Origin of the sequence: Caballeronia sp. INDeC2, from assembly GCF_023631325.1 — a bacterium.
Classification (GTDB): domain Bacteria; phylum Pseudomonadota; class Gammaproteobacteria; order Burkholderiales; family Burkholderiaceae; genus Caballeronia.
The window spans coordinates 28895-44494 of sequence record NZ_JALQDG010000023.1 but is presented as its reverse complement, the minus strand read 5'-3'; the positions used below and the strand labels follow the sequence as shown (position 1 = coordinate 44494).

Genomic DNA, 15600 nt, shown 5'->3' with positions numbered 1-15600 from the left:
GAGCGATCCACATGCGATTCATGATGCTGATGATCCCGCGCGGCTACGAAAGCGCGGAACCCGGCGCGATGCCGACTGCGGACGCCGTCGCCGCGATGATGAAGTACAACGAGGAATTGCAGAAGGCCGGCGTGCTGCTCGCGCTCGACGGACTGCATCCGCCGTCGATGGGCGCGCGCGTCACGTTCGAAGGCGGCAAGCCGCGCGTCACCGACGGACCGTTCGCCGAAGCGAAGGAAGTGCTCGGCGGTTACTGGATGCTTCAGGTGAAATCGCGCGAGGAAGCGATCGAATGGGCGAAGCGCTGCCCGGGGTCGGACAACGAGATGATCGAAGTGCGGCAGGTGATGGAGATGGACGATTTCCCGCCGGACGTGCAACAAGCCGCGGCGGGATTCGACGACATGCAGAAGGCGGCGAAGCCCTGATGCGTGCGTCTACGCGATCGCCTCCAGCGCGAGCGCAATGCCCTGCCCGCCGCCGATGCAAAGCGTGACGATCGCGCGCTTCACGCCGTCGCGGCGCATCGCGTGCGCGAGACGCGTCGTGAGCACCGCGCCGGTCGCGCCGATCGGATGCCCGTGCGCGATCGCGCCGCCCTCCACGTTGACGATGTCTTCGGGCACGCCGAGCGTCCTCGCCACCGCGATCGGCACCGCCGCGAAGGCTTCGTTGATCTCGAAGCGCTCGACATCGGCCAGGTTCCATCCCGCGCGCTGCAACGCCTGCTGCACCGCAGGCACCGGCCCGAGCCCGAACATGCCCGGTTCGACCGCCGCCACGCCGAACGCCGCGAGCCGCACGAACGGTTCGATACCGCGCGCATCGGCTTCCTTGCGGCTCGTCACGATCATCGCCGATGCGCCGCTATTCAGCCCCGGCGCGTTGCCCGCCGTGATCGTGCCGTCGGGACGGAACGCCGGGCGCAGCTTCGCGAGCGTCGCAAGCGTCGTGTCGGGGCGCGGCTGCTCGTCGCGCGCGAACGCGACGGTTTCACGGCCCGCCTTCACATCGATGCCGACGATTTCCGCATCGAACGCGCCATCTCTCTGCGCGGCCGCGAACGACTGCTGCGAGCGCTCGGCCCAGCGGTCCTGCGCTTCACGCGTGATATCGAGCTTCGTCACGAGGTCTTCGGTATGCCAGCCCGAATGCTCGCCCGAGAACGCATCGACGAGGCCGTCGCGCAGCATGCTGTCATGGATCTGCGCATTGCCCATGCGATAGCCGCGCCGCCCGCCATCGAGCAGATACGGCGCGCGATCCATGTTCTCCATGCCGCCCGCGATCGCGAGCGTGGCGATGCCCGCCGCAATATCGGTCGCGGCCGTCGCGATGGCTTGCGCGCCCGAGCCGCACACGCGATTGACGGTCAGCGCGGGCACGGAAACCGGCACGCAGCCGCCGACCGACGCCTGCCGCGCCGGATTCATGCGGTTGCCCGCCTGGATCACGTTGCCGAATACGACCGAATCGACCGACGCCGGATCGAGCGCGCCGCCCGCGCGCCGCAGCGTTTCGGCGATGGCCGCCGCACCGAGATCGACGGCGGGCGTGTCCTTCAGCGCGCCGTTGAACGCGCCGATCGCCGTGCGCACGGGATGACACAACACGATGTCTTGCACGAACATGTCGTTGCCTCGCTTAGCGGGGAATGCCGGTGAGATAGATCGGCGTGTCGCTCGACAGCGAACGCTTGACCTCGCGGCCGGTGTCGTCGACGAGCACTTCTTCCTGGTTCTTTTCCACCGCGGCGAGCACTTCGTTCACCACATGCGCCGGCGTTGATTTCGGCGCGCTGACTTGCGCGGTCATGTCGGTGTCGATGTAGCCGGGATGCGCCGCCACGACGAGCGTGCCCTGCTCGCGCAGTTCCTCGCGCAATGCGTTGGTGGCCGCCCACGCCGCCGCCTTCGAGATGTGATACGCGCCGCCCGCCGGCAACGAGACCCAGCTCAGCACCGACAGAATGTTGACGACCGCGCCGCCGCCGTTCTTCTTCAGCGCGGGCGCGAACGCCTGCGTGAGCGCGATCGGGCCGAACGTGTTGATCTCGAGCAGATCGCGCACGCCTTGCGTCGATGCCGGATCGACGAGCAGGCCGCGCGTCGTCGCGCCCGCGTTGTTGACGATCACTTGCACGTCGGTGCAAGTCGCGGCGGCTTCGGCGATATCGGCGGCGTTGGTCACGTCGAGACGGATCGCTTCGACGCCGGGAATATCGACGCTCTTCGGGTCGCGAGCGGCGGCGTACACCTTCGACGCGCCCGCTTCGAGCAGCGACTTCGCGAATTGCTTGCCAAGGCCGCGATTGGCGCCGGTGACGAGAACGACTTTTCCTTTGATCTGCATGGTGCGCTCCATCAAACTGTGCATATGCACTTATATCGATACGAAAAAGGCACGCGCACGGCGAGCCTGCTTTTAGCCACTCACTCCATCGTCGTCAGTTCGAAGAGCGACTGGCGCAATGCCTTCGCGCGCTTCTCGCCGAACTTCGCCTCGAATTCCGCCTGCGCGAGGCGCCATTGCGCCGACGCCTTCACGAGCGTGTCCTTGCCGGTCGCCGTGAGCCGCAAACCGACCGCGCGAGAACTCGCCGATTCCTGCGCCGCCTCGACGAGGCCGTCGCGCTGCAAGGGTTTGAGCGCCCGCACGAGCGTGGTGCGGTCCATGACCATCGATTCCGCGAGCTCGGCCATCTGCGCGCCGGGCTTGCGCCCGATCGCCGCGAGAATCGTGAACTGCGCCGCCGTGATGCCGGCCGCGTTGAGATGCCGCTCGTACATCTGCGACACAAAACGCGCCGCCTGACGGATCGCGAAGCAGTTGCAGTCGAGCGGAGAAGAGTTGGAAGTCATGTCGGGCAGCATATGAGTGCATATACACTTTGTCAAGGGAGGAATTCCCAATGGTTGCGATAGACGTATCTCCAAGATGGTCGGGAATCGTCGTGCGCGGCGCGGCGGCGAAACGCGCCGAGCCGCTCCGGGCCTGCGATCGCGGCCTGTCGGGCCTGTGCCGAAATCCGCATCGGACGCGCGACTTAACACCAAGACGCGACGAAATTGGTTTCCTACATTGCGCATGTCCGCTGCCTGTGCCGGGCCGCGCGCGAAGCGGCTGCTTTCATCGCCGGATTGCCGGCCATCGAGGGCAAGTCCCTCTTGCCGGCACTGAACCGGTCGTGTTCCATTCGATTGCCAAATCAAAAAGGAGAGGAAAACCATGCGCATCCGTACCAAACGTCTGGCATGGCTCGTGGCATGCGCCGCGGCCACATTCGCCGCCGCGCCCTTCGCCGCGAGCGCCGACGAATTGCTGGTGAAAGTGGGTTTTGCCGCGCCGCTGACCGGCGCGAACGCGGGTTACGGAAAGGACCTCCAGAACGGCGTGCAGCTCGCGCTCGACGAAGCCAACGCGAAGAAGATCACGATCGGCGGCAAGACGGCCAAGTTCGAGATCCGCGCGGAAGACGATCAGGCCGACCCGCGCGTCGGCGTGCAGGCGGCGCAGAAGCTCGTCGATGACGGCGTGGCGGTCGTCGTCGGACACTTCAATTCGGGCACGACGCTGCCCGCCTCGCCGATCTATAACAGCGCCGGCATCCCGACGATCGACCCCGCCGCGACCAATCCGACCATCACGACGCGCGGTCTGGAAAACATGTTCACGGTGATTTCGAGCGACGCGCAGAACGCGGGCAACGCCGGCGTCTATGCGGTGACGACGACGAAGGCGAAGCGCATCGCGATCATCGACGACCGCACGGCCTTCGGTCAGGGCGAAGCCGACGAGTTCGAGAAAGCGGTGAAGGCGAAGGGCGGCACGATCGTCACGCGCGAGTACAGCGACAACCAGACCGTCGACTTCAGCGCTCAGCTCACGCGCATCAAGGCGGCCAACGCCGATCTGATCTTCTTCGGCGGCCTCGACCGGCAGGCGGCGGCGGTCGTCAAACGGATGAAGCAGCTCGGCATGAACGCGCAGTTCGTGGGCGGCGGCGGCGTGATGGACGCGGATTTCCTCAAGCTCGCGGGCGATGCCGCCGAGGGCGCGCAGGCGTGGGAATACGGCAGCCCGCTCGACAAGCTGCCCGAAGGCAAGGCGTTCGCCGACAAGTTCCAGAAACGCTTCGGCGTCGCGATTCTCTCGTATGCGCCGTTCGGCTACGACGCCGCGTGGGCGGCGATCAACGCGATGCAGAAGGCCAATTCCATCGATCCGAACGTGTACCGGCCGGTGCTGAAATCGAACTCGTTCGAAGGCATCACCGGGCCGATCGCGTTCGACAGCAACGGCGCGCTGAAGAACGCATCGTCGACGCTTTATCAGGTGAAGAACGGACAGTGGGCGTCGGTCGTCACCAAGCACGGCATGTGACGCGCTTCAGGCCTGCGCCGCGTGCGTGCGGGCCTGAACCCTCGCGCGCGTGGTCGCGGCCTCGTCGCCCAGCCATTGCGCGAATTGCTGCAATGCGGGCGACGGCGCGGGCCGCTCCGGATACGCGAGGTAATACGCCGCGCCGCTCGTCACGCATAACGAAAACGGCGCGATCACGCGCTTCGCGCGCAAGTCCTCTTCGATCAGCGAAAGATCGCCGATCGTCACGCCCAAACCCTGCATCGCCGACGACATCGCCAGATCGAGCGTGTCGAAATGCTGCGCTTTCGTCGACGGCAAGCCCGCGTAGCCGTAAGCGCCGAGCCACAGAAGCCAGTCGCGGCGGTCGCGCGTGGGATGCAGAAGCGTCTTGCCGGCGAGATCGCCGGGCGCGGGCGCGGCGTGCTTCTTCGGCTTCCACAATTCGGGCGCGCAGACGGGCGTCAGGACTTCATCGAAGAGATGATCCGCCGTCACGCCCTTGAGCGACGGCGCGGCGCCGAAGACGATCGCGGCATCGAACGGCTCCGCGCCGAACTCGACGCCGTGCGACACCGACGCCGTCACTTCGACCACCAGCTCCGGGCGCTCGTTCTGCAAGCGGATGACGCGCGGCAGCACCCAGCGCATGGCGCAGGTCGGGCATTTCACGCGCAGAATGCCCGATTGCGCGCCGCCTTTCGCGAGCGCATCGTCGATATGCGCGAACGCCTGCTTCAACGGCGCGACGAGCAGCGCGCCGTGATGCGTCAGCGCGAGCCCGCGCGCCTGCCGCGTAAAAAGCGCGTAGCCGAGATGCGCCTCCAGTCCGGCGATCTGGCGGCTGACCGCGCCCTGCGTCACGTTGAGCACCTCCGCCGCGCGCGTGAAATTCAGTTTCTGGGCGACGACCAGAAACGTTTTGAGCACGTCGAGGGACGGAAGCGGTTTCATCGGAGGCATCGGGTTTTTGGCATGTAGCCATGATCTGCAAGCATGGCTAGTATGACAAAGTTTCGATTGTCCGCGCTTTATTGCCGCGGTTGAATCGACGGCAGTCATCGCCGAAACGCAATTCCGGAGACACTTGCCGTGCAAAGCGCCTGGATTCCCGAGTCGAAGCTGCCGAATGTCGGCACGACCATTTTCACCGTCATCGGCCAGTTGGCCGAAGAGCATCACGCGCTCAACCTGTCGCAGGGCGCGCCGAACTTCGCGTGCGATCCGAAGCTGATCGAAGGCGTCGAGCGAGCCATGCGGGCAGGACATAACCAGTACTCGCCGATGTCCGGCGTCTTCGCGCTACGCGAGGCGATCGCCGTGAAGACGCAAAAGCTGTACGGCGCGCAATACGATCCGGGCACGGAAGTCACCGTGGTCGCGAGCGCGAGCGAAGGCCTGTACGCGACGATCAGCGCGCTCGTGCATCCCGGCGACGAGGTCATCTACTTCGAGCCGTCCTTCGACAGCTATGCGCCGATCGTGCAGTTGCAGGGCGCCACGCCCGTCGCGATCAAGCTCTCGCCCGAAACTTTCCACATCGACTGGGACGAAGTCGCCGCCGCGATCACGCCGCGCACGCGCATGATTCTCGTCAACACGCCGCACAATCCGGCCGGCAGCGCGTTCGCCTCCGCCGACATCGAACGGCTGACCGCCCTCACGCGCGACACGAAGATCGTCGTGCTGTCGGACGAAGTCTATGAGCACGTCGTGTTCGACGGCGCGCCGCATCACGGCATGGCGCGGTATCCGGAACTCGCGCAACGCAGCGTGATCGTGTCGTCGTTCGGCAAGTCATATCACGTGACGGGCTGGCGCGTCGGCTACTGTCTCGCGCCCGCGGCGCTGACGGCCGAGATCCGCAAAATTCACCAGTTCATGACCTTTTCCGCCGATACGCCGATGCAGATGGCCTTCGCCGAAGCGCTCGCGGACGAATCGAGCTACCTGAATCTCGGACCGTTCTATCAGCACAAGCGCGACCTGCTCGCCGAATCGCTGAAGGGCTCGCGCTTCGAGTTGTTGCCGAGCGCGGGCAGTTTCTTCATGCTGGCGCGGTACGACGCGATCTCGAACGAATCCGACAGCGACTTCGTGCTGCGCCTGATCCGCGAGGCGCGCGTCGCGACGATTCCGCTGTCCGCGTTCTACACCGACGGCACCGACAATCACCTGATCCGTCTTTCGTTCGCGAAGGACGACGATACGCTCGTCGAAGGCGCGCGCCGCCTTTCTTCGATCTGACGATTTCTCTGGAGACCAACACGATGAAACTCAAACACATCGCCGGCGCCTTGTTCTTCGCATGCAGCTTCGCGAGCGGTGCCGCGCTTGCCGCCGATACGCTGCGCTTCGGACTGGAGGCGCAATATCCGCCGTTCGAATCGAAATCGTCGACGGGTGAATTGCAGGGGCTCGATATCGACGTCGGCAATGCGGTCTGCGCCGCCGCGAAGATGCAGTGCAAGTGGGTCGAGACGTCGTTCGACGGCCTGATTCCCGCGTTGCAGGGCCGCAAGTTCGACGCGATCAACTCCGCGATGAACGCGACCGATCAACGCCGCCAGGCGATCGACTTCACGACGGTCGTGTATCGCGTGCCGACGCAACTGATCGCGAAGAAAGGCAGCGGTCTGGAGCCGACGCCGGCATCGTTGAAGGGCAAGAGCGTGGGCGTGCTGCAAGGCTCGATTCAGGAGACGTTCGCGAAGGCGCACTGGGAAAACGACGGCGTGAAGGTCGTGCCGTATCAGGACCAGAACCAGGTGTACACGGACCTGAAGTCGGGCCGTCTCGACGCGACGCTCGTGCTCGCGCCGGCGGGACAGAGCGGCTTCCTGTCGAAGCCGGACGGCGAAGGCTTCGCGTTCGTCGGCGCGCCGGTGCGCGACGACAAGATCCTCGGCAGCGGCATCGCGTACGGCGTGCGCAAGGGCGACGATGCGCTGAAGACGAAACTCAACGCGGCGATCGAGAAGGTCCGCGCGGACGGGACGATCGACAAGTACGCGAAGAAGTATCTGGGGAATATCGATATTTCGGCGAAGTGACATGACGCGGGCGCGCGGCGGCGTATGCGTCGCGCGCCTGCATTCATAGCTGCAGAAAGGCGCGAATCGCGTATTTCGCCGCGTCGAGTTCTTCTTCGGTGACCGTCTCGCCACGGAACGCGAGTTCCCTGTGGAGATGGCTCCAACTGCGAAGCTGATCGACGAGCGCGACGCCCGGGCGCTTGAGACTCGCGATGGGCACTTCGGTTTCCCAGCCGCGAATCGTCGGCGTGATCGGCAGTCCCGTGAAGCGGCCCGTGATGTCGTTCATCACGATATCGGAGATCACGAGCACCGCGCGATAGCCATCCTGCTCATTGCCTCTCACCGGGCCGACGTGCAATCTCACCACGTCGCCCGCATCCGGAATGCCATCTTTCATTCGAGACCCTCGCGCGTCGGGTCTCCCGGACCACCCCACTCCTCGCCGACGGGATCGCCGAAGTCGATCTCCTCGTGCCGCTCGAGCGTGCCCTCGCGAAATTGCTGAATCAGCCGTTCGCGCGAAAAACGCCGAATCGCCCGATGCGGCCGCACCGCAACGTGTCCATCCTCAACGTCCACATGCACTTCCTGTCCCTCCTCCAATGAAAGTTCGCTGGCAATGTTGGCAGGAATGCGCACCGCAAGACTATTGCCCCAACGTTTTAGGATCTGCTTTGGCATGACGTCCTCAAGCGACGTAGATACTTGTCGATACATTCATCCTATTCGGACGGTACATAAGGTGTCAACACATCGATACACGTTCCGGAACGATCCATTTGCCGGGCATCGGCCATTCGGATAAGCAGCCTTTTTGCAACGCAGGCACACTGGCGTCTCGAACCCATGGATCACGAGCTGCATGAGCACACCGCCGACGTCCACTGCGCCAGCACCGCCTCCGCCGCTCCAGGGCGGCAAGCTCGTCCTCGCCACCTTCGCGGTGGCGCTCGCGACCTTCATGAACGTGCTGGATTCGTCGATCGCCAACGTCGCGATCCCGACGATCTCCGGCAATCTCGGCGTGTCCGTCAACGAGGGCACGTGGGTCATCACCGTGTTCGCGGCGTCGAATGCCGTCTCCATTCCGCTGACCGGCTGGCTCACGCAGCGGCTCGGGCAAGTGCACCTTTTCGTCGGCGCGATTCTGATGTTCGTGCTGTCGTCGTGGCTGTGCGGCCTCGCGCCGAATCTGCCGGTGCTGCTGTTCGCACGCGTTTTGCAGGGCGCGGTCGCCGGGCCGCTGATTCCGCTGTCGCAGGCAATCCTGCTCGGCTCGTATCCGAAAGAGAAGTCGTCGATGGCGCTCTCGCTCTGGGCGATGACCGCGACCGTCGGCCCGATCGCCGGTCCCGCGCTCGGCGGCTGGATCACCGACAGCTATTCGTGGTCATGGATCTTCTACATCAACATTCCGGTGGGCATCTTCGCGGCGGGCGTCACGTGGCTCATCTACCGCGATCGCGAATCGCCGACACGCAAGGCGCCGATCGACGTGGTCGGTCTCCTGCTGCTCGTCTCGTGGGTCGCGTCGCTGCAGATCATGCTCGACAAGGGGCGCGACCTCGACTGGTTCTCGTCGCCGCTGATCGTCGTGCTGGCGATCGTCGCGGTCATCGCGTTTGCGTTCTTCGTCGTGTGGGAGCTGACGGACCCGAATCCGGTCGTCGATCTGCGGCTTTTCGCCGGGCGCAATTTTTTCGGCGGGACGGTGGCGATCTCGGTTGCCTACGGCGTGTTCTTCGGCAATCTCGTGCTGCTGCCGCAATGGATGCAGCAATATCTGAACTACCGATCCGTCGATGCGGGGCTCGTCACCGCGCCGCTCGGCATTTTCGCCGTCATGCTCGCGCCGGTGATGGGCAAAGTCTTGCCGCGCAGCGACGCGCGCATCATCGCGACGATGGCGTTCGTCGGTTTCGCGTTCGTGTTCTGGCTGCGCTCGAAGTACGTGATCGAGATCGACACGTGGCATCTCGTCCTGCCGACGCTCCTGCAGGGCATCCCGATGGCGATGTTCTTCGTGCCGCTCACGGCGATCGTGCTGTCGGGATTGCCGCCGTCGAAGATTCCGGCGGCGGCGGGGCTGTCGAATTTCGCGCGGGTGTTTTGCGGCGCGGTGGGCACGTCGCTCGCGGGCAACGCGTGGGATAACCGCATCGCGCTCCATCACGAGCGGCTCACCGAGCAGGCGAATATCTACAACCCGGCGTTCTTGCAGTCGCTCGGGCTATCGCAATCGACACTCGATGTCAGCGAGGCGCAAGCACGCGGCATGTTCAATTTCACCGTCAACACGCAAGCCGCGATGATGGGGCTCAACGATATCTTTCTGATCTCGGCGGTGATCTTTATTTTGATCATTCCGCTGATCTGGATTACGAAGGTGGCGAAGGGCGGCGGGGGCGGGGCGGCTTCGGGAGCGCATTGAGCGCGAGCCGCGTTCTACTCGGGCAAAAACCCCTGCTCCAGTACCGACGTCTCGTCCACGGACAGTTGTCCCGAAAATCGGCGACGCCGGGATACGCGTTTCATTCGCCGCCTGTTCGCGCACGTCGCCCCACATATCGGCAATCCAGTCCTCCTCGGTGAGCATAGGCTTCAGACCGCGCCACGACGTCCTTCTCATCAGGTGTTCCCATCGGCTGATTCCCGTCTTCCTTCGAATTTTCGGTATCACCCATGCTAGTTTGCATTCCTGTGTAAGTCCCGATCGTCCAGACGGCTAACGCTGCTCACTTCAAGCCGAGTTCCACGCGCGAACCCGCCCCCTTGTCCTTGATATCGTCCGCGCTCATCTTCGGCGCAACCATAAAGATCCGCTTGCTGTCGATCTTGCCGTCGAAGTACTCCTGCACCGCCTGCGCGCGACGCTGCGCCAGATCGCGCAGCGAGCCCTCATCCACCGGTGCGCTCTTCGTCAGCGCTGCTTTCATGTCGGTATCGGGGACTGTCTTCGTCATGCCGATGAAGTTGGTCGGCTTCTTGAAATCCGCCGACTTGTACACCTTCGTCAGATACTTGTCGTAATCGGCATCCGATATTTTGATCGCGTTCCAGTCCACGTTCTCGCCGTTGTCGGACATGTCGCGCACCTTCGCCCGCTTGACCTGGCTGTCGAGCCACGCGGCGCGCAACGCCGGCTCGTCCGTCTTCGGATCGACGCGTCCCGTCACGTCCATCCGCACCGAGGGCTTGTCCACCAGCGCCTTCGCGATGGTATCGAGCTTCTTTTGCGCGGCATCGTTCAACGTGGCCGAACCCGCAACGAACTCGATGTAGTTGAGATCCTCGCCGCTGCCGCCGCCGAACGCGTGCGCGAGCAGCGTGAACGGCGCGGTCACCGCCTTTTGCACGAGATTCACGATCGCCTGCCAAACGAGCCCGCCGATCGAAAATTCCGGATTGTCCAGCGATCCGGAAATCGGAATGTTGACGTCGATCTCGCCGCGCGAATTCTTCAAGAGCGACACCGCGAGCCTCACCGGCAGCTTCGTCGCCGTCGGATTGTCGATGTGATCGCCGAACGTCAACTGATCGATGAAGAGATGATTGTTCGCCGTGAGCTTGTTGTCGGCCAGCATGTAGTGCAGATCGACGTTGAGCTTGCCCTTGGTGATCGGATAGCCCGCGTACTTCGACGAGTACGGCGTGAGGTTCGTCAGCTCGACGCCGTGCGCGCTCGCCGTCAGGTCGAGCGCGGGCTTGTCGATCAGCGGATTGATTTGCCCCTTGATCGTTACCGGCCCGTTCGCCGCGAGTTTCGCCGATACATCGACTGGCGCGGGCGTTGTCGAACGCGTGCCGAACGCACCGATCGTGCCGTTGATCGCGACGAGATTCGCCGTGTAGTTCGGCTTGATGAAGTTGTCGGTATAGGTCACGCGGCCGTCCTGCAGCACAAGCTGGCCGAAGCGCATGTTCACCGGCGGCCCGGATGCCGGCGCGGTCTTCACCGGCACCGTCGTGGGCGCGCTCGCCGCCGTGGGGGCGGACGTGCCGTCCTCCTTCGTCCTGCCGCGCGTCACCGATTGCGGCCCGCCCTCGCCAGCCACCACGCTTTTCAGGTTCAGCTTGCCCTGCGCGTCGAGCAGCACGCGGCCGTAGAACTTCGCGAAGGTCACGCGCGCCGCGTCGACATCCGTGCCGCGTTCGCCGTAGTTCACCTTCACGTTGGTGAGGCCGAGCAGCTTCCAGCCCGCGAAGCGGTCCGACGTCGCCTTGTCGAGCATGCGCACGTCCGACAACGACACATCGCCCTTGTACGACGCCGCAAGCGTCTTTCCGCTGCCCGACATTGCGACATCGCCGTTCGCGCTCAGATACGCGCTCGTCACTTCGATGTTGAGCTTGTCGCCGAAATACGGCTCGAACGCGGAGGCATCGACCTGATCGCCCTTCACGTGCAGCGCGAGCTTGAGCGGCGTGACCGTGACATTGCCGCCGACAGCGAGCGCGCCCTTGCCGTTCAACGTGAGCTTGCCGTCGACGGCGAGCGGCTTCGTAGAATCGTCGCTGAACTGCTTCACGTTCACCGCGAGCGGCGCGACGTGCAGCTTGACCGGCCGCGCGGTGGTTTCGTCGGTGATATTCGCCGATGCATCGGCGAGCGCGATCTCGCCGATCTGATAGCGCCACGCCGGCCCGGCCTCCTGAGCCTTCTGGATCTTGCGCGTCGCGGTCTGCTCGGGCGCGGCCTCGTGCGGCCCCGCGAGCGCGGCGAGGTCGATGCTGCCGTCCTTGCGTCGCGTCGCATCGAGCGCGAGGCCGCTTAGTTGCACGCTGTCGAGCGATGCGTTGCGCGCGGATACGTCGACCTTGTTGATCTTCGCCACCGCCGACGCCAGTTTGATCGGCGCGCCGCCCGCATTGGGCATGAGCGTGAGCGCATCGAGTTTCACGTCGCCCGCGCCGACCTGCACGCCGCCATCCGGCTTGCTCCAGTCGACCGACACCGGCAGGTTCGCGCCGAGCGTGCCGCTCGTCACGCGCGCGGCCATCATGTTCGCGAAATACGGCTGCAGCGGCGGCAGCGCGAACGCGTTCAGCGCCAGCTTCGCATCCGCCGTCTTTCTGGCGAGCGTCACGTTGCCCGATGCATCGAGCGCGCCGCCCTTGTCGAACGCCGTCTTGAGCGTGTATTTCGCGGGCGTCTTCGCGAGCGTCGAGAAATCGTCGAGCGTCACGGCGAGGCCGGTCAGCGAGCCCTGCACACGCGTTTTCAGCACCTGGTCGTCGAGCGCGATTTTGCCGTCGTCGATTGCGAGATGGCGGATCGCCAGATCGAGCGGCGGGGCTGCCTTCTGCGCTTCCTTCGCTTCTTTCGCTTCTTTCGCTTCTTTCGCTTCCTTCGCTTCCTTCGCCGTTTCGGGCTTCGGCGCGGGACCGGCCAGTTTCTGCATATTGAACTGCCCCGCCGCATCGCGCGCGAGATGCACATCGGGACTGGTCAGCGTCACTTCGTCGAAGTGATAGATGTCGCGCAACGGCTCCGCGTTCGCGATCTTCACATGCAGCGCGCGGGCGGCGACGAGCGGCGCGTTCGACTTGTCGGTGACGGCGAGATCGGCGAGATCGGCGGTGCCCGCGATGCGGATCGTCGGCGTATCGCCCGAGATCGCGAAGTTCACGTTGAGGTCCGTCGAAAGCTTGCCGCTCTTCACCGCGACAGGCACCGCGCCCGGCGCGTAAGACGTCATCTGCGGCACGTCGAGGCCGTCGAGCGTGAGCGCGATCTCCGATTCGCGCGACTGCGCAAACGGCTTGGTGCGTCCTTTCACGACGAGCGGCGAGCCGTCGATGCGCGCCTGCAACAGCGGCGTCACGAAGATATCGGCGGCGGAAGGCAGCGTCGCGATGAAAGGGATGCCGAGCGCGAAGCGGTCGATCACGTGCTTCGCCTTCAGCAGCCTGTCGTCGAATGTGATCTGGCCGTTTTCCAGCCGGATGTTGGACACCGAAAAGCGCGCGGGCTTGTCCGACGGCGGCGACGACGGCTTCGAGAACTTCGCGAGCAGATCGGAGAAATTGAAATGCTCGCCGTCGAAGCGGACGACGTTGATGCGCGGCGAATCGATCTTCAGTTCATTGACGACCGGCGCGAGCCTGAACACCGACGCCCACGACGTACGCACGACGAGCCGCGACACATCGACGAAATCGGTCGACGCGCCCGGCGTCTTCGCGAGATTCGCGGGGGATTCGCCGATATGCACGCCATCGGCTTCGATATCCAGCGTGTAGGGATTGAGCGAAATGCGCCGGATGCTGACCGGGCGATCGAGTTGCTGCGCGAGTTGCTGCTCGGCGATATGCCGGATGACCGGCGGCGCGACGAAAAATCCCAACGCGCCGATCACGAGTAACGCGATCAGCAAGCCGATGAAGATGCGCCGCGTGCGCCGCGCGTGAACGACGCCGCGCAGGGTTTGACCGGCGGAAGCAAGTGAAGACCTGGTGATGCTTGACATTCGATGCGCGGCGACGAGCCGCCCGTATGAGCGCCGCCCGAGCTTCGCCGTCCCGGAAAGATGATGTTCGAGTATACGACGAGGCGAGCCGCAAACGTTGGCCAAACCGCATCTCAAAAAGATAAAGGCCGCGAAAGAATCGCGGCCTCTATGTTCATGTTTCGATCTCGCCGGTTTCGCGCGGCTGACTCACTGCCGCTGGACGGGCGGCGGCGCCCACGAACCGTCGCTCGCCTGCGGCTTCGGCGCATAGAGACGCATCGCGAGCTGGAATTCGCCTTCGGGCGCGGGCAGCCAGTTCGCCTCGCGCGCGCGTCCCGGCGACTTCGCCGACACGATCACGTCGATGGAACCATCGCGATTCTTCTTGAGCCGGTCGCGATCGGAAATCGACAGGCGCGGCACGTTCTCGTCCGCGAGCGCGCCGTCCTTCGTATAAGCGGTGATCGTCCAGAAGCCGCGCACCGGCGGCAATTGATCGGACGCGAAGTGCAGCGTGTACGTGTTCGCGCCGGTGAGCGCATGGCCTTCGCTGTCCACGCGCGTCACCGGTTTCACTTCGCCTTCCTTCGTGCTCGTCGCGGTCTGACGGCGGGCGAGATACGCGCGCAGCGTGTAGTCCGTGCCGTAGATGCCGACGCCATCGCCGAACCAGATCCAGCCGTTCTTCGTGATCGCGTTCGGCGGCACCGTCGCGAGGCGCTCGCGCGCATCGGCGAGGCCGGAATCGAGGAGCGGCGCGTCGGTCTTCTTGAACTGCACCGGCTCGCCGGGCTTCACGCCGAGATCGGCGAGCTGGCTCATCGCGTGGGCGTCGTCGGTGGCGGCGGGATTGTCGTCGAGCGAACGGGCAAGGCGCGCGAAGAACGCGTTCGCGTCGAGCGCCTCGGCCTGCGCGCCCGGCGCGACCGTCGCCAGCGCGGAGGACAGCGGCGGCACCGCGGGCTGCTGCGCGCCGTTCGCGGGCCAGGCGCCGGCGACCGCGGGCGTCGGATCGGCGGCGGAGCCCTTCGCGGGCGTCAGCGTGTCGATGCGCATCGACGCCTGCAGCTTGCGCGCCTCGCGCAAGTCGCGCGCGCCGCTCACCCGCACGCGCACCGAGAGCCACACGTAACGCGTGCGCGTCTCGACGCGCGTCGCATTGGCGGGCAGCGTGCCGGTCCAGCCCGCGGGCACGAACGCGATCAGCTGCATCTTCGGATACGGCGTCGTGTCGGCGCTGGAATAGAGCGCGTTGGTCCACGCATCGAAGGCGCGGGCGTCGAGATAGCGGCCGCGCGGCGCGGCGGGCAAGGAGACGATCACCGGATCGGCGGAGACATCGAGCCACGCGGTCGATTCGAGCGTGTCGACGCTCGGCCAGCCCGCCGCGCCCGCCGACGGCAGCGCGCTCGCATGACGGAACGCGTTGAGCGGCGTCTGGCCCGGCTGTCCGGCGCGGCCGCTGGCGCGCTCGCGGGCGATATCGGAGGCGACGAGCGGAAAGCCGAACGTGTAGGAATCGGCGACCTGATTCTTCACCCAGCCCGTGCTGGTCGGTTTCACTTCGGGCTGTCTGGTCGCGCAGCCAGCCAGGACCGCCATGCCGGCGAGACTCACGCTCATCCAGGTCGCGGTGTTGAGCGGAAACGTCCAGCGTCGGTTGTTCTTCATTCGAATGGAAATCCGGTTCTTCTTTCGATATGGGTTGTCGCGCGACCCGGTTCGGGATCGATCTACGGCACGCTCGC

At 64.9% G+C, this 15600-nt stretch carries 13 protein-coding genes; 5 read left to right on the top strand and 8 right to left on the bottom strand.

All coding sequences use genetic code 11. From position 1 onward, the window contains the following. Positions 1 to 11 precede the first annotated feature (11 nt). Entirely contained in the window at positions 12 to 428 is a 417-nt protein-coding gene (locus NCS28_RS14535) for a YciI family protein (RefSeq protein WP_250514467.1), read from the top strand. 9 nt (positions 429 to 437) lie between these two features. Here NCS28_RS14535 and NCS28_RS14530 read toward each other — a convergent pair whose 3' ends face one another. From NCS28_RS14530 to NCS28_RS14520, 3 genes are all read right to left on the bottom strand, one after another. Next, complete coding sequence (locus NCS28_RS14530; protein ID WP_250514466.1) at positions 438 to 1631, bottom strand: thiolase family protein; 1194 nt, start codon at positions 1629 to 1631, stop codon at positions 438 to 440. A gap of 13 nt (positions 1632 to 1644) precedes the next feature. Continuing rightward, on the bottom strand, positions 1645 to 2352 hold the full coding sequence (locus NCS28_RS14525) for an SDR family oxidoreductase (protein ID WP_250514465.1): 708 nt from the start codon (positions 2350 to 2352) through the stop codon (positions 1645 to 1647). An 80-nt stretch (positions 2353 to 2432) separates the two neighbouring features. Beyond that, positions 2433 to 2861: a MarR family winged helix-turn-helix transcriptional regulator gene (locus NCS28_RS14520; protein ID WP_250514464.1), complete on the bottom strand. Its 429-nt coding sequence runs from the start codon at positions 2859 to 2861 to the stop codon at positions 2433 to 2435. A 367-nt stretch (positions 2862 to 3228) separates the two neighbouring features. On the opposite strand from NCS28_RS14520, the gene NCS28_RS14515 reads away from it, so the two are divergent. Continuing rightward, positions 3229 to 4383: a branched-chain amino acid ABC transporter substrate-binding protein gene (locus NCS28_RS14515; RefSeq protein ID WP_250514463.1), complete on the top strand. Its 1155-nt coding sequence runs from the start codon at positions 3229 to 3231 to the stop codon at positions 4381 to 4383. Between the two features lie 6 nt (positions 4384 to 4389). On the opposite strand, the gene NCS28_RS14510 is transcribed toward NCS28_RS14515, so the two are convergent. Continuing rightward, complete coding sequence (locus NCS28_RS14510; RefSeq protein WP_250514462.1) at positions 4390 to 5316, bottom strand: LysR substrate-binding domain-containing protein; 927 nt, start codon at positions 5314 to 5316, stop codon at positions 4390 to 4392. Positions 5317 to 5454: 138 nt separating this feature from the next. Between NCS28_RS14510 and NCS28_RS14505 the strand changes: the two genes are divergently transcribed. After that, positions 5455 to 6609: a methionine aminotransferase gene (locus NCS28_RS14505; RefSeq protein WP_250514461.1), complete on the top strand. Its 1155-nt coding sequence runs from the start codon at positions 5455 to 5457 to the stop codon at positions 6607 to 6609. Between the two features lie 23 nt (positions 6610 to 6632). After that, positions 6633 to 7415, top strand: coding sequence for an ABC transporter substrate-binding protein (locus tag NCS28_RS14500; protein ID WP_250514460.1), 783 nt, complete (start codon positions 6633 to 6635; stop codon positions 7413 to 7415). 43 nt (positions 7416 to 7458) lie between these two features. Here the strand turns inward: NCS28_RS14500 and NCS28_RS14495 are convergent, their stop codons facing one another. Both NCS28_RS14495 and NCS28_RS14490 read right to left on the bottom strand, forming a co-directional pair. Continuing rightward, positions 7459 to 7797, bottom strand: a complete 339-nt coding sequence (locus NCS28_RS14495) for a type II toxin-antitoxin system PemK/MazF family toxin (protein ID WP_250514459.1) — start codon at positions 7795 to 7797, stop codon at positions 7459 to 7461. Continuing rightward, positions 7794 to 8081 carry an AbrB/MazE/SpoVT family DNA-binding domain-containing protein gene (locus NCS28_RS14490; RefSeq protein ID WP_250514458.1) on the bottom strand — a complete coding sequence of 96 codons (288 nt, stop codon included), beginning with the start codon at positions 8079 to 8081 and terminating at the stop codon, positions 7794 to 7796. Before NCS28_RS14490 ends, NCS28_RS14495 begins: the two co-directional genes overlap by 4 nt. A 181-nt stretch (positions 8082 to 8262) precedes the next feature. Here NCS28_RS14490 and NCS28_RS14485 point away from each other — a divergent pair, with 181 nt between their 5' ends. Beyond that, entirely contained in the window at positions 8263 to 9831 is a 1569-nt protein-coding gene (locus NCS28_RS14485) for a DHA2 family efflux MFS transporter permease subunit (RefSeq protein ID WP_250514457.1), read from the top strand. A gap of 304 nt (positions 9832 to 10135) precedes the next feature. Here the strand turns inward: NCS28_RS14485 and NCS28_RS14480 are convergent, their stop codons facing one another. Both NCS28_RS14480 and NCS28_RS14475 read right to left on the bottom strand, forming a co-directional pair. Next, on the bottom strand, positions 10136 to 13870 hold the full coding sequence (locus NCS28_RS14480) for a DUF748 domain-containing protein (protein ID WP_250514456.1): 3735 nt from the start codon (positions 13868 to 13870) through the stop codon (positions 10136 to 10138). A gap of 189 nt (positions 13871 to 14059) precedes the next feature. Further along, complete coding sequence (locus NCS28_RS14475; protein ID WP_250514455.1) at positions 14060 to 15523, bottom strand: DUF1254 domain-containing protein; 1464 nt, start codon at positions 15521 to 15523, stop codon at positions 14060 to 14062. Positions 15524 to 15600 lie beyond the last annotated feature (77 nt).

Excerpts from the sequence above, each read along its gene's own strand:
- NCS28_RS14535 (WP_250514467.1), top strand. The coding sequence starts at position 12 with ATGCGATTCATGATGCTGATGATCCCGCGCGGCTACGAAAGCGCGGAA.
- NCS28_RS14530 (WP_250514466.1), bottom strand. The coding sequence starts at position 1,631 with ATGTTCGTGCAAGACATCGTGTTGTGTCATCCCGTGCGCACGGCGATC.
- NCS28_RS14525 (WP_250514465.1), bottom strand. The coding sequence starts at position 2,352 with ATGCAGATCAAAGGAAAAGTCGTTCTCGTCACCGGCGCCAATCGCGGC.
- NCS28_RS14520 (WP_250514464.1), bottom strand. The coding sequence starts at position 2,861 with ATGACTTCCAACTCTTCTCCGCTCGACTGCAACTGCTTCGCGATCCGT.
- NCS28_RS14515 (WP_250514463.1), top strand. The coding sequence starts at position 3,229 with ATGCGCATCCGTACCAAACGTCTGGCATGGCTCGTGGCATGCGCCGCG.
- NCS28_RS14510 (WP_250514462.1), bottom strand. The coding sequence starts at position 5,316 with ATGAAACCGCTTCCGTCCCTCGACGTGCTCAAAACGTTTCTGGTCGTC.
- NCS28_RS14500 (WP_250514460.1), top strand. The coding sequence starts at position 6,633 with ATGAAACTCAAACACATCGCCGGCGCCTTGTTCTTCGCATGCAGCTTC.
- NCS28_RS14495 (WP_250514459.1), bottom strand. The coding sequence starts at position 7,797 with ATGAAAGATGGCATTCCGGATGCGGGCGACGTGGTGAGATTGCACGTC.
- NCS28_RS14490 (WP_250514458.1), bottom strand. The coding sequence starts at position 8,081 with ATGCCAAAGCAGATCCTAAAACGTTGGGGCAATAGTCTTGCGGTGCGC.
- NCS28_RS14485 (WP_250514457.1), top strand. The coding sequence starts at position 8,263 with ATGAGCACACCGCCGACGTCCACTGCGCCAGCACCGCCTCCGCCGCTC.
- NCS28_RS14480 (WP_250514456.1), bottom strand. The coding sequence starts at position 13,870 with ATGTCAAGCATCACCAGGTCTTCACTTGCTTCCGCCGGTCAAACCCTG.
- NCS28_RS14475 (WP_250514455.1), bottom strand. The coding sequence starts at position 15,523 with ATGAAGAACAACCGACGCTGGACGTTTCCGCTCAACACCGCGACCTGG.